The 13,025-nt window shown below is 44.9% G+C and carries 11 protein-coding genes; 7 read left to right on the top strand and 4 right to left on the bottom strand.

Going from position 1 to position 13,025, the window contains the following annotated elements:
• Nucleotides 1-27: 27 nt before the first annotated feature.
• The 3 genes from pfkA to AB4307_RS11855 all read right to left on the bottom strand — a co-directional run bounded on the left by pfkA (nucleotide 28) and on the right by AB4307_RS11855 (nucleotide 2,890).
• Entirely contained in the window at nucleotides 28-990 is a 963-nt protein-coding gene (gene pfkA / locus AB4307_RS11865; protein WP_017061160.1) for a 6-phosphofructokinase, read from the bottom strand.
• A gap of 317 nt (nucleotides 991-1,307) precedes the next feature.
• On the bottom strand, nucleotides 1,308-2,216 hold the full coding sequence (gene fieF, locus AB4307_RS11860) for a CDF family cation-efflux transporter FieF (protein WP_050649603.1): 909 nt from the start codon (nucleotides 2,214-2,216) through the stop codon (nucleotides 1,308-1,310).
• A 164-nt stretch (nucleotides 2,217-2,380) separates the two neighbouring features.
• Nucleotides 2,381-2,890 carry a CpxP family protein gene (locus tag AB4307_RS11855; RefSeq protein WP_229647415.1) on the bottom strand — a complete coding sequence of 170 codons (510 nt, stop codon included), beginning with the start codon at nucleotides 2,888-2,890 and terminating at the stop codon, nucleotides 2,381-2,383.
• A gap of 187 nt (nucleotides 2,891-3,077) precedes the next feature.
• Between AB4307_RS11855 and AB4307_RS11850 the strand changes: the two genes are divergently transcribed.
• The 4 genes from AB4307_RS11850 to trmL all read left to right on the top strand — a co-directional run bounded on the left by AB4307_RS11850 (nucleotide 3,078) and on the right by trmL (nucleotide 6,397).
• The gene (locus tag AB4307_RS11850; RefSeq protein WP_017061163.1) at nucleotides 3,078-3,767 is read left to right on the top strand and encodes a response regulator; all 690 of its coding nucleotides are present in this window, start codon (nucleotides 3,078-3,080) and stop codon (nucleotides 3,765-3,767) included.
• Nucleotides 3,767-5,146 carry an envelope stress sensor histidine kinase CpxA gene (gene cpxA / locus AB4307_RS11845; RefSeq protein ID WP_017068848.1) on the top strand — a complete coding sequence of 460 codons (1,380 nt, stop codon included), beginning with the start codon at nucleotides 3,767-3,769 and terminating at the stop codon, nucleotides 5,144-5,146. Before AB4307_RS11850 ends, cpxA begins: the two co-directional genes overlap by 1 nt.
• Before the next feature lie 76 nt (nucleotides 5,147-5,222).
• Nucleotides 5,223-5,840 carry a superoxide dismutase gene (locus tag AB4307_RS11840; RefSeq protein ID WP_017066564.1) on the top strand — a complete coding sequence of 206 codons (618 nt, stop codon included), beginning with the start codon at nucleotides 5,223-5,225 and terminating at the stop codon, nucleotides 5,838-5,840.
• A gap of 77 nt (nucleotides 5,841-5,917) precedes the next feature.
• Complete coding sequence (gene trmL, locus AB4307_RS11835) at nucleotides 5,918-6,397, top strand: tRNA (uridine(34)/cytosine(34)/5-carboxymethylaminomethyluridine(34)-2'-O)-methyltransferase TrmL (protein WP_009844716.1); 480 nt, start codon at nucleotides 5,918-5,920, stop codon at nucleotides 6,395-6,397.
• 161 nt (nucleotides 6,398-6,558) lie between these two features.
• On the opposite strand, the gene AB4307_RS11830 is transcribed toward trmL, so the two are convergent.
• The gene (locus tag AB4307_RS11830) at nucleotides 6,559-7,083 is read right to left on the bottom strand and encodes an FxsA family protein (RefSeq protein ID WP_012604974.1); all 525 of its coding nucleotides are present in this window, start codon (nucleotides 7,081-7,083) and stop codon (nucleotides 6,559-6,561) included.
• Nucleotides 7,084-7,367: 284 nt separating this feature from the next.
• On the opposite strand from AB4307_RS11830, the gene aspA reads away from it, so the two are divergent.
• The 3 genes from aspA (at nucleotide 7,368) to AB4307_RS11815 (ending at nucleotide 12,266) form a co-directional block, all read left to right on the top strand.
• Nucleotides 7,368-8,819: an aspartate ammonia-lyase gene (aspA, locus tag AB4307_RS11825; RefSeq protein WP_017063668.1), complete on the top strand. Its 1,452-nt coding sequence runs from the start codon at nucleotides 7,368-7,370 to the stop codon at nucleotides 8,817-8,819.
• Between the two features lie 180 nt (nucleotides 8,820-8,999).
• On the top strand, nucleotides 9,000-10,307 hold the full coding sequence (locus AB4307_RS11820) for an anaerobic C4-dicarboxylate transporter (protein WP_017061168.1): 1,308 nt from the start codon (nucleotides 9,000-9,002) through the stop codon (nucleotides 10,305-10,307).
• Between the two features lie 510 nt (nucleotides 10,308-10,817).
• On the top strand, nucleotides 10,818-12,266 hold the full coding sequence (locus tag AB4307_RS11815; protein ID WP_017068849.1) for a YfcC family protein: 1,449 nt from the start codon (nucleotides 10,818-10,820) through the stop codon (nucleotides 12,264-12,266).
• Nucleotides 12,267-13,025 lie beyond the last annotated feature (759 nt).

The raw sequence follows: 13,025 nt of genomic DNA, 5'->3' as shown, positions 1-13,025 counted from the left end.
ATTCTTTAAGAGAACGCTAAGCGTGGCTTAGAACAACTCTTCTGCAACGCGGAACAGCTCAGAACGGTCTGGGTTCTGCATGTTCTCGATACAATCGATGATGTCGTGGTGAACAAGTTCTTCTTTCTCGATACCCACACAACGACCACCGTGACCTTCTTGAAGAAGGTGAACAGCGTAGTTACCCATACGAGAAGCCAATACACGGTCAAATGCAGTAGGACGACCACCACGTTGGATGTGACCAAGAACCGTTGCACGAGTTTCACGACCTGTGGAAGATTCGATCTCTTTAGCCAGTTCGTTAGCATCCATCATTAGCTCAGTTAGAGCGATGATTGCGTGCTTCTTACCTTTCGCAATACCATCTTGGATGTTGCTGATAAGCTGTTCTTTATCTAGGCCAGTCTCTGGAGTAATGATGTACTCACAACCACCCGCGATTGCTGACATAAGCGTAAGGTCACCACAGTGACGGCCCATGATTTCAACAATAGAAATACGTTGGTGAGAAGAAGACGTGTCACGTAGACGGTCAATTGAATCAATAACAGTGTTAAGCGCTGTTAGGTAACCGATTGTGTAGTCAGTACCCGCGATATCGTTATCGATTGTGCCTGGAAGACCAATACATGGGTAACCCATTTCAGTCAGCTTCTTAGCCCCCATGTAAGAACCGTCACCACCGATAACAACAAGTGCTTCGATACCGTGTTTCTTAAGGTTCTCAATGCCTTTCTCACGAACAGCAACGTCTTTAAATTCAGGGAAACGTGCAGAACCTAAGAAAGTACCACCACGGTTGATCACGTCAGATACGCTTGAACGGTCAAGCTTTTCGATACGGTCTTCAACAAGGCCTTGGTAGCCATCGTAAATACCGTAAACTTCAATGCCAACTGATAACGCAGTACGAACAACGCCGCGAACTGCTGCGTTCATACCTGGAGCGTCACCACCACTGGTCAAAACACCGATCTTCTTAATCATGCTCACCCTCGATTTTTGGGAATCTATTATTCAATTCTTGTTCTTGCTGATTGTATATCAACAAGATTTTAAATCTATATTTGTGCGTTATGTTACATTTCCTCAACAGGAATAGCACTCAAATCGCGTAAAATTATGTAACATTTCTACTTCTGTAAGAGTATTACAGTTTTACTCAATAACTTTGTTGATTCACATCAGAATCAACATTAATTGTTACTAAGGTGGTTTTTGAATCACCTAACAGTTAGTAATTTTTACTCACTTTAGTTCAAAAGCCACTCACTTACCATTTGCCCGCTGATTTTTAGCACGCATTACCACGAGTGGAATTTCTGCTGCTTCTCTGGTCCAAATACGACCGAATACGGGTCTTGGTGAATTAATACATCAGCATCAGGGAACACGGAGATAAGCTTAGCCTCTACTTCGTCAGAAATGCGATGCGCTTCAATTAGTGGGATATTATCTTCCAATTCTAGATGCAGTTGGATGAAGCGTATTGGCCCCGAGCGACGCGTTCGTAATTGATGCACACCCAGCACGCCTTCCACGCTCAATGATGTCTCTTTAATCTGTTTTAGCTCATCATCTGGCAGCTTATGATCAAGCAGAGACTGAACCGCTTCCATCGCCATTTGATAAGCGCTGTACAGAATGTAGATACCGATACCCACCGCGAATACTGAGTCCGCCTGACCAATCCCAAACCAGCTCAATGCCAGTGCCAGCATGATCGCAGCGTTCATATAAAGGTCTGATTGATAGTGCAATGAATCGGCTGCAATTGCTTGGCTGCCCGTTTTGTTGACCACATGTTTTTGGAAACGAACCAGACCAAACGTCATCACTATCGCGAACAGGCTGACGTAGATACCAATTTCTGGAGAGTTCAGTTCATGAGGTCGGAAGAAGCGTTCAATACCATTGAGAATAAGGAAACATGCAGAGCCTGAAATAAACATTGCCTGCGCTAATGCAGCGAGAGATTCAGCCTTACCATGACCAAAGGTGTGCTCTTTGTCGGCAGGCTGCAGAGAGTAACGAACCACGATAAGGTTAACGACAGAGGCCGCGATATCCAGCATTGAATCCACGACGGAAGCCAACAGACTCACGGAACCTGTCACCCACCAAGCTGCGACTTTCACTATCAATAAAATAGTGGCGATGGTGGTGGCTGCCCAAGCGGCGAGCGTAACTAAACGTGCGTATTCTTGTTTCATAACTTGGCTATAAAGTGACTGATAGCACAAAGTATAACCTGCAAACCACCAATTGAATATGACAGCCATGATGTAAAACATTCATTTTTAAGGATCAAAAAAAGCGACACTCGGCCGCTTCTTTCTAAACACTTTCATTCAACGCTGATTTTTCAAGCAATGAATTACTTGTCTTTGTTCATGCGTTTTCCCATTTTGTCAGCACACTTAGTCATGCGCTCTTGTTGGATTTCTTTCAGTTGAGTCTTTTGCTCAGCCGTTAGTACGCTCATCATTTGGTGTTGCTTCTTAAGCATTGCTACGCGACGCTCAGTTTGCTTCTCAACCATTTGGCTTGCTAGGTCGTTTGCTGCTGCTTCGTCAAAGTTGTCAGCAAGTACCAATGCTTGAACCTTTTCGTGATGCGCTTTCATTTGCGCCATTTTTGCCGTTTTGTTTGCACCGCGCTTTGCTTTCATCTCAGCACGGTCTGCTTCACGCATCTCTTTTAACTGTTCTTTTTGAGCGTCGGTTAGGTCTAGTTGGCGCATTACTTTTTTATCGAAACCGCCACACTTGTCGTGCATACCTTTGTGGTCACCTTTATCACCACCACCGTAAGCATACGCGCTTGCTGTACCTAACATTAGTGGAAGTGCCGCAGCTGCTAGTACAAGTTTCTTAGTCATTTTCATAATTGTTGCCTCAATTCGGTATAATAAGTCATGTGTTGCGTCTGTTTCTCAGCGCTTAGATATAGATTAGTCTTTCCCTCGTAAAGTGACGTTTAGAAAGCGTAAAGAATCGTAAAGAGTGAAAGTTGACGAATAATTAGCAGTATTATTAACCTGTAAATAGTAGATAACCGATTAAGGCTTCCCAATGGCGAACATTCTTCTTATTGATGACGACACCGAGTTAACCAGCTTACTCAAAGACATTCTGAGCTTTGAGGGCTTCACTGTTTCCGAAGCCAATGATGGCTATGCAGGGCTGGAAGCTATCAATGATGAGATTGACCTGATTCTTTTGGATGTGATGATGCCGCGTCTTAATGGCATGGAAACACTAAAGAAACTGAGAGAAAATTGGGAAACACCAGTGCTGATGCTGACCGCAAAAGGCGAAGAGATCGACCGTGTGATTGGTCTTGAACTTGGCGCGGATGATTACCTGCCTAAACCTTTCAGTGACCGAGAGTTGTTAGCTCGTATTCGAGCTATCTTGCGTCGTACTCAAACCAACACCGCACCTAAGGCGGCCAGTGATAGAGTTCAATATCAAGACATCGAAGTCTTCCCTGGCAAACAAGAAGCCTACTGCAATGGGGAGCTCATCGACCTCACCACAACCGAGTTCGCCCTACTGAGTCACCTTATCCAAAACCCAGGGCAAGTGATCACCAAAGAAGCATTGAGTTTGGATGTGCTGGGTAAAAGGCTCGCAGCGTTTGACCGCGCGATAGACATGCACATCTCTAATCTACGTAAGAAGATTCCTGAGCGCACTGACGGCAAATCACGCATCAAAACCTTACGAGGCCGTGGCTACTTATTGGTAGAGGAAGATTAATGCGTATACCTAAAATCACCAGCTTATATGGACGTATCTTTGCTATCTTTTGGTTCACCATGTTACTGGTGCTTTTGTCGGTGCTGTCACTTCCCCATTTAGACCCTCGAGTCGCGCGAGATGTGCCCGCAGATCACCTCGATAAACTCGAGCGTATCGCTAAAATCACAGAGAAACGCTACGCCAAAGAACCTAATCTGGGCAAGATTGTCTTCCAACTGGAGGCGCCACGCAGCCGCAAGGATTCTAGAGCTCGCATCTACCTGACCGATCTTGAGGGCGCAGTCCTTACCTCGAAAAGGCATTCAGACTATAAGCTAAAGGCGATTCGTAACTTTGTTACCTCGATTGATAACCCTGAGATACCGAAGCAAAAACTCTACGGACACTACATGGTCGCAGGGCCAGTGCCAATTACTCTCGCTGGTGAAGAGTTGCTGATGTATGCCGGAGTGAAGTGGAACCAACCACCGCCATTCTTACTGCGCCTGTTTGATAGACCTCTGCAGCTATTGCTTGCCGTGATGTTGGCGAGTACCCCGCTATTACTTTGGTTAGCTTGGGCACTGAGTCAACCCGCTCGCAGGCTAGAACGCGCGGCACAACGCGTGGCGAAAGGTCAATTCGAGGTCGATCCAACACTCGAAAAAGGTACTTCAGAGTTCAGACAAGCAGGTGAGAGCTTTAACCAGATGGTCGAAGCGGTGAACCAGATGATCTCAGGGCAGCAGCGCCTACTCTCTGATATTTCACACGAACTACGCTCCCCACTGACTCGCCTGCGCATGGCCAATGCACTGGCGATTCGTAAACAAGGCGAGAGCCAAGAGTTAGAACGCATTGATACCGAAGCACAGCGTTTGGAACAGATGATCAGTGAGCTGCTGACGCTATCTCGTATGCAGGTCGACAGCCATATTACTCGTGAGGTTCAGCCTATCTCGAGCCTATGGGAAGAGATCTTAAAAGACGCAGAGTTTGAAGCCGAACAGATGGGCAAACAACTGACGTTCTCGGAGATCCCAGAACGCTCTATTTCGGGGAACCCTAAACTGCTGATGAGTGCGCTAGACAACATTACACGCAATGCCATCTACTACGGTAAAGACCAAGTGGATGTACAGTTCCATGTGGTTCAAGATCAGCTAACAATTTGCGTCAATGATAATGGTGATGGTGTTCCAGAGGATGAACTCGATTCTATCTTCAGACCTTTTTACCGTGTCTCAACAGCGCGTGACAGAAACTCTGGCGGCACAGGGCTTGGATTAACCATTACTGAAAGTGCGATTCGCCAACACAGCGGAACCATCACCGCAACCCGCAGCCAGCTCGGTGGATTACAACTCGAAATCACCCTGCCTATCTTACCGGTGTAATACCCCCACAAAGATCGCAGTTGATAATGATTGTCATTACCATTATGGTAAATCCTCTAATTAAGGAGGATTTACCATGTCGCACACTTTCCCTGCTTTACCCTACGCTTACGATGCCCTAGAGCCTTACATTGACGCTAAGACAATGGAAGTGCATTACAGCAAGCACCATAGAACCTACTACGATAAGTTTGTTGCGGCGGTGTCTGGCAGCGAGCTAGAACAGCAATCTCTGACCGAGATCTTCGCCAACATCTCTCAGCACAGCCCGGCTGTTCGTAACAATGGCGGTGGCTACTACAATCACATCTTGTACTGGAACTGCATGTCGCGAGACGGCGGTGGTGAACCTACGGGCGAGCTTGGTGAGGCTATCAAGAGTACCTTCGGTGATTTCGAGACATTCCAAGATCAGTTCGCCCAAGCGGCGATCAATACCTTTGGCTCCGGCTTTGCTTGGCTAGTGGTAGAGCAAGGGCAACTGAAGATCATCTCAACCTCGAACCAAGATAATCCGTGGATGGATACCGTTGTCAGTGATGGCGAACCGATTCTCGCGCTCGATGTTTGGGAACACGCCTACTACATCAGCTACCAAAACCGTCGTCCTGATTACATCAATGCATGGTGGAATGTGGTGAATTGGAAGGCGGTTGCTGAAAACTACGCACAAGCACTCGCGAATAAAGCGTAAGCGAATGGTGGTGAACTGTACTCACTCAGCTTGCCACCGTATACTCGGGCTATCTTTGATTACTCTTGTGAACCAACATGTTTGATATCGCTCTATACGAACCAGAAATTGCACCCAATACGGGTAACATCATCCGCCTATGTGCTAACTGCGGCGCAAACCTGCACCTGATTGAACCGCTTGGCTTTGATTTTGAAGAGAAGAAGGTTCGTCGTGCTGGCTTGGATTACCACGACCTTGCGCGAGTTAAGCGTCACAAGAACCTAGAAGCTTTCCTTGAGTATCTTGAGAATGAACGCGAGGGTGACTTCCGCATCTTTGCCTGCACCACTAAAACGACAGGTCACCACGTTGATGCAAAATTCCAACAAGGTGATGTGTTGATGTTTGGCCCAGAGACTCGCGGGCTGCCTGCTGAATTCATCGAAAGTATGCCAATGGAACAACGTATTCGTATTCCAATGATGCCAGACGCACGCAGCCTCAACCTGTCTAACGCAGTGGCAATCATTGCTTTTGAAGCATGGCGACAAATGGGTTTTGAAGGCGCGGTATAACCGAACACTCAAGCTTATCTGTTATCTGTTATCGATAGTAAACAGTAAGTAACAGCTAGCGACAGACAATAAAAAAGGCTCTTACCATTATCACTTTCTTGCGAAGGATAAAGGTAAGAGCCTTTTCTGTTTTCCCTCTATATAAAGAGAGAAAAAATTAATTAGTTTAAGCGGTTACGATCGTTGTCGTCGTCTTTCTTCTCAAACTCACCTTCAAAGGTGTTGCCGTCTTTTGATTGGTCAGATGGATCGCGATTGAATGGGTCTTGTCCAAATGGGCTCTGGCCAAAACCAGCTTGTCCACCGGCATGGAAACCACCAGACATGTTGGTCACCACCATTTTTTCCATCATTTTCTTGGCAATCATCGCTCTTGGTGCTGGCAATAATACCAACATACCGAGTGCGTCCGTCATAAAACCCGGAGTCAGCAGCAATACACCGGCAACTGCAAGCATCACGCCTTCAAGAATCTGTTGTGCTGGCATTTCGCCTTGTTGCAAACGACCTTGCACAGACATAAGTGTCTGAATGCCTTGGCTACGAACCAGCGATGCACCCACAAATGCAGTGATCAAAACCAACGCAATAGTTGGCCACAATCCTAAGAAGCCACCAACTTGAATAAATAGCCCAATCTCAATGATGGGTACGAAGATAAATAGTAATAATAAGATAGGAAACACACGCCCTCCTTTGTTACTTGCAGTTTACGCTGAAAGCCCTAACAATCTCAAATTTATCCTGTAAATAAGCGTGTTTATTGACCAAGAATAACTTTGCAAAATATTGACGAAACAAAACCGAAAAAGGTGATCCACTTAATATTTTTATGCGCTAAGTACAGTATCATGTGCCACATAAGTCAGGACGGATTTATCAGCCCAATATTCTAGCGAACGGAGTATTTGCACACAGAATAGGCTAATAACTAACTATATAATCAGAATAATTCTCTAAGGATCCTGTTATGGCTACTCAATCAGAAGCTCAAGTTGAAGCTCCTCAAGCTACTCGTCTCGAAGAAGATCTATTAGGTCAACGTCATGTTCCGGCTGATGCTTACTACGGCATCCACACTCTACGCGCAGTTGAAAACTTCAACATCTCAAATGTAACGATCTCAGATGTACCTGAATTCGTTCGCGGTATGGTGATGACTAAGAAAGCAGCGGCTTTAGCAAACAAAGAGTTAGGTGTAATTCCAAGCGAAGTGGCTAAATACATCATCCAAGCTTGTGACCTAATTCTAGACACGGGTAAGTGCATGGATCAGTTCCCATCGGACGTTTTCCAAGGTGGTGCTGGTACTTCTGTAAACATGAACGCAAACGAAGTTGTTGCGAACGTGGCTCTTGAACTTATGGGCAAAGAAAAAGGCCAATACGAGTTCATCAACCCGAACGACCATGTAAACCGCAGCCAATCTACAAACTGTGCTTACCCAACTGGCTTCCGTATCTCTGTTTACAACAGCGTTCGTAAACTGATTGATGCGATCGAATACCTAAAAGGTGCATTCGAGCTTAAGAGCCAAGAATTCAACACGATTTTGAAGATGGGTCGTACTCAGCTTCAAGACGCAGTTCCAATGACGGTTGGCCAAGAGTTCCACGCTTGGGCTGTAACCATCAATGAAGAAATCAAAAACCTAGAATACACTTCAAAACTACTGCTTGAAGTAAACCTAGGCGCAACGGCTATCGGTACAGGTCTGAACGCAGCACCGGGTTACCAAGGCCTAGCAGTGAAACACCTAGCAGAAGTAACAGGCCTAGAGTGTGTAGCGGCTGAAGATTTAATCGAAGCAACGTCTGACTGTGGCGCATACGTAATGACGCACGGCGCACTTAAGCGTCTAGCAGTTAAGCTATCTAAGATCTGTAACGACTTGCGTCTACTTTCTTCAGGTCCACGTACTGGTTTGAACGAGCTAAACCTACCTGAACTGCAAGCAGGTTCTTCAATCATGCCTGCTAAAGTAAACCCAGTTGTACCTGAAGTAGTAAACCAAGTTTGCTTCAAAGTTCTAGGTAACGACAACACGGTTTCTTTCGCTGCGGAAGGTGGTCAACTTCAACTGAACGTAATGGAACCTGTTATTGCACAAAGCATGTTTGAGTCTCTAGACATTCTGACAAACGCTTGTGTGAACCTGCGCGACAAGTGTGTAGACGGCATTACGGTAAACAAAGAAGTATGTGAAGCGCACGTATTTAACTCTATCGGTATCGTCACTTACCTAAACCCATACATTGGCCACCACGAAGGTGACATTGTTGGTAAGATCTGTGCAGAAACAGGTAAGAGTGTTCGTGATGTAGTTCTAGAACGCGGTTTATTGACCGAAGAAGAACTTGATGACATTTTCTCTGTTGAAAATTTGATGCATCCTCAGTATAAAGCGAAGCGCTACGAATAAAGTTAGCGAGAAAGGGTTCCAAACGGAGCCCTTTTTTAGGCTCCAATACGGTTAACCATGATTATTTTGTGGATTTCCGTTGGTTGCGCTTTTGCCAAATTGAATCTAAACCATAGAACTATTATGTGAACATTCCAGCGGCGAATGTTCACATAATAAAATCTAAATGAGGTGTTACTTATGATTGCAGTAGAACTGTTTGTCGTCCTGCTCTTTATCTTTTTGGGGGCCAGAATTGGCGGTATCGGTATTGGTTTTGCCGGTGGTGCTGGTGTTATTGCCCTTTCACTTATTCTTGGCGTTCCAACAAGCCAATCTTTCATCCCGATCGACGTAATCTTGATCATCATGTCAGTTATCACCGCAATTGCTGCAATGCAAGTTGCTGGCGGTATGGACTGGTTGGTACAAATTGCCGAAAACTTTTTGCGTAAACACCCTGAACGCATCACCTTTTACGCGCCGATTGTGACCTTTGTAATGACATTAATGGCGGGTACTGGTCACACAGCATTCTCTACGCTTCCTGTTATTGCAGAAGTAGCAAAAGGCCAAGGTGTTCGTCCTTCTCGTCCACTGTCTATCGCAGTTGTCGCTTCTCAAATTGCTATCACAGCTTCGCCAATCTCGGCTGCAGTTGTGGCTTTCGCAGCAATGTTGGCACCATTTGGTGTTGATTACCTAACGCTATTGATGGTTTGTATCCCAACAACCTTCATCGCTTGTATGGTTGGTGCGGTTGTTGCTAACTACATGGGTAGCGAATTGAAAGACGATCCTGTTTATCAAGAACGTCTAGAGAAAGGTCTAATCAAGCTAGCAACAGAAGAGAAACGCGAAATTCTACCTACAGCGAAGAAAGCAACGTACATCTTCCTAGCTGCAATTGGTTTCGTGGTTTGTTACGCAGCGGCTATCTCTAGCTCTGTTGGCCTAATTGAAAACCCGGCGCTAGGTCGTAACGAAGCGATCATGTCTGTAATGCTGGCAGCAGCAGCGGCTATCGTGATGTTCACTAAGATTGATGCAGCGAAGATTTCTTCAGCACCAACGTTCCGTTCTGGTATGACGGCATGTGTATGTGTACTTGGTGTGGCTTGGTTAGGTTCAACGTTTGTAAACGCACACGTTGCTGAAATCAAAGACGTAGCAGGCGCTCTACTGGCTGACTACCCATGGATGCTGGCTCTTGTTCTGTTCTTCGCTTCTATGCTGCTTTACTCTCAAGGCGCAACAACAGTTGCACTGATGCCTGCAGCACTAGCGATTGGCGTAGCACCACTAACAGCCGTTGCTTCTTTTGCTGCGGTAAGTGCGCTGTTCGTACTTCCAACTTACCCTACGCTACTAGCAGCGGTTGAGATGGATGACACAGGCTCAACGCGTATCGGTAACTACGTATTCAACCACCCATTCTTCATTCCAGGTGTGGTAACAATCAGTACTGCGGTAGCACTCGGCTTCGCATTCGGCGGTCTGTTTATCTAACATTCGCTGGTGATTGAACATTTAAAAGGAAGCTTCGGCTTCCTTTTTTGTTTTCTGCTCAATGTGTTATTTGATACGCATCAAATAACCATTATAAACTTTAAAAACCGCCTAAAAATAAAGTTTGAATAAAATTCCAAGATTATTCTGCCTAATCATAAACAACACCTACCAAATCAATCTCCTTCCACTTCCAGTTAATCCAAAACGAATATTAATCCAAGCTAACTAACCAAAAAACCTTGACGATTTTCTGCCATTTTTCAGCCCTTTTATTAGCCATTATTTTTGTGAACAGCACCAAACTTAAATACCGGAGTAAGGAATAAAATAACCGCAGCTAAATTAAATCTAACTTCATTTGGATTAGTAAATATAAAAACAACCTTAATTTAAAGTCAGCAACTTTATATCGTTGAGTGCTTTATAAGTGTCCGTGTATTTACAATCTATAAATCATTAGTCGCTAATTCACATCACTTCTATTTAAGATGATGTAAGGAGATAGCCATGACAACTCAAACGATACCAAGCGAGAAAAAAAAGGGCGGCTTCTTTGCCAACTTTAAATTCCCTTCTGCCTACACCATTCTATTTATTCTGATTGCGTTCGTCGCACTGCTTACCTGGATTGTTCCAGCAGGCCAATACGACCGTGCAATGAATGAAGAGCTAGGCCGAGAAGTACCCGTAACCGGAACCTATCAAGCGGTAGAAGGTAACCCTCAAGGCGTGATTGATGTACTGCTCGCGCCTATTGACGGCTTCTATGACCACAATAGCTATGAAGCGGCGGCTATCGACGTTTCGCTGTTCATCTTAATCATTGGTGGCTTCTTAGGGCTAGTAACCAAAACGGGTGCCATTGATGCCGGTATCGAGCGCGTCACCGCCCGCTTAGAAGGGCGAGAAGAGTTGATGATACCAATACTGATGGCGCTATTTGCCGCAGGTGGTACCGTCTACGGCATGGCGGAAGAATCACTGCCCTTCTATACATTGCTAGTGCCGGTAATGATGGCAGCTCGCTTTGACCCTCTTGTTGCCGCTGCGACCGTACTGCTTGGTGCAGGTATTGGGGTGCTGGGTTCAACGATTAACCCATTCGCAACCGTGATCGCTGCCAACGCCTCTGGTATTCCATTTACAGACGGTATCGTGTTGCGCATTGCGATGTTGATTATTGGTTGGGGTATTTGTGTTGTCTACGTAATGCGTTACGCAAGAATGGTTCAAGCCGATCCAACAACATCAATTGTCTACGACAAATACGAAGAGAACAAAGCGCACTTCTTAGGTAATGCGAGCGGCGAAAAACTTGAATTCACCGCGACTCGCAAACTGATTCTGACCATTTTTGGTGGCTCGTTCGCTGTAATGATTTATGGTGTATCCGTTGCTGGATGGTGGATGGCTGAGATCTCAGCGATGTTCTTAGCAGCAACCATCATCGTTGGTATTGTGGCTCGCATGAGCGAAGAAGAGTTTACCACCAGCTTCATTGATGGTGCCCGCGACCTACTTGGCGTTGCGCTCATCATAGGTATTGCACGTGGTATCGTAGTGGTGATGGACCGCGGTATGATCACCGATACCATTCTCTTCTCAGCAGAACAGATGGTAACGGGGCTTTCTTCGGTTATCTTCATTAACGTGATGTTCTTCTTAGAGATTCTACTGTCGTTCTTAGTGCCATCGACCTCTGGCTTAGCGGTACTGACCATGCCAATCATGGCACCACTGGCCGACTTTGCTGGCGTAGGTCGTGACTTGGTTATCACTGCGTACCAATCTGCATCTGGCTTGGTGAACCTAATCACCCCAACCTCCGCGGTGGTGATGGGTGGTTTGGCGATTGCTCGTGTCCCTTACGTGCGCTGGGTTAAATGGGTGATGCCACTAGTCGGTATATTGATGGTGTTCTGCATTGTTGTACTGAGTATTGGTGCGCTGATCTAACTAACAGCACTTCACTCCTTTCTCATCCAAAGCCGCTTCTCACAGCGGCTTTTTTATTGTTCCCTCTCAATGTAACCCTCTGCCACTGAAACAGCTCCTCAAAGCCATACACGCGATATTCAAGGTTCTTCTGTTCGTAGCCAAGCTCAACCAAACTCAAAGCACTCGCAATAGAAGAATCAATCCTACTTTTAAACATCTAATTTTCTTGATGAAATAACACTCTATTTTCAACCATGATGTTTAAACAAATAGTTAGTCACTTATTAGCGTTAATTATATTTAAAGTAATTAATAACCTAATAAACAGACGAGGATTAATGCCCTTTTCTATCAAAAAACACACTTAAACAGCCGATTTTAAAATGTGATCGCAACAGCTTTATTCGCATTTACTTTGTTAATAAACAATTAATTCCACATCCAAAATTAAATATCTAAATAAAAACACTGCATACTTCCAAGCTAAGTACACTCTTATCAATAAAACTATTCTGCATATAATCTCTCGTAAATTAGATTCTAGTAAGTTTCGTCAAAAAAGCGTGCATAAAGTTCCCTAACTGCTAACTATTTAGAATGTATTATTCATAACTGAAAGTGCATAAAGTTTGTTAAAACCCTTAATTTTAAAGGGCTGCGGGATAAAAAACGATTTGTGATAGATCTCTAAGAATACCTGACTAGCAGGCGTAATATTAATTCCAGACAAGAGATATGAATAAATAATTCATTCTTCTCAACTGAAAATAAATAATT

This window comes from Vibrio sp. 10N.261.52.C2, from assembly GCF_041471425.1.
Lineage (GTDB): Bacteria > Pseudomonadota > Gammaproteobacteria > Enterobacterales > Vibrionaceae > Vibrio > Vibrio crassostreae_C.
The sequence above is the reverse complement of the archived record's forward strand: the minus strand, read 5'-3'. Positions and strand labels throughout refer to the sequence as shown.

Excerpts from the sequence above, each read along its gene's own strand:
- pfkA (WP_017061160.1), bottom strand. The coding sequence starts at position 990 with ATGATTAAGAAGATCGGTGTTTTGACCAGTGGTGGTGACGCTCCAGGT.
- fieF (WP_050649603.1), bottom strand. The coding sequence starts at position 2,216 with ATGAAACAAGAATACGCACGTTTAGTTACGCTCGCCGCTTGGGCAGCC.
- AB4307_RS11855 (WP_229647415.1), bottom strand. The coding sequence starts at position 2,890 with ATGAAAATGACTAAGAAACTTGTACTAGCAGCTGCGGCACTTCCACTA.
- AB4307_RS11850 (WP_017061163.1), top strand. The coding sequence starts at position 3,078 with ATGGCGAACATTCTTCTTATTGATGACGACACCGAGTTAACCAGCTTA.
- cpxA (WP_017068848.1), top strand. The coding sequence starts at position 3,767 with ATGCGTATACCTAAAATCACCAGCTTATATGGACGTATCTTTGCTATC.
- AB4307_RS11840 (WP_017066564.1), top strand. The coding sequence starts at position 5,223 with ATGTCGCACACTTTCCCTGCTTTACCCTACGCTTACGATGCCCTAGAG.
- trmL (WP_009844716.1), top strand. The coding sequence starts at position 5,918 with ATGTTTGATATCGCTCTATACGAACCAGAAATTGCACCCAATACGGGT.
- aspA (WP_017063668.1), top strand. The coding sequence starts at position 7,368 with ATGGCTACTCAATCAGAAGCTCAAGTTGAAGCTCCTCAAGCTACTCGT.
- AB4307_RS11820 (WP_017061168.1), top strand. The coding sequence starts at position 9,000 with ATGATTGCAGTAGAACTGTTTGTCGTCCTGCTCTTTATCTTTTTGGGG.
- AB4307_RS11815 (WP_017068849.1), top strand. The coding sequence starts at position 10,818 with ATGACAACTCAAACGATACCAAGCGAGAAAAAAAAGGGCGGCTTCTTT.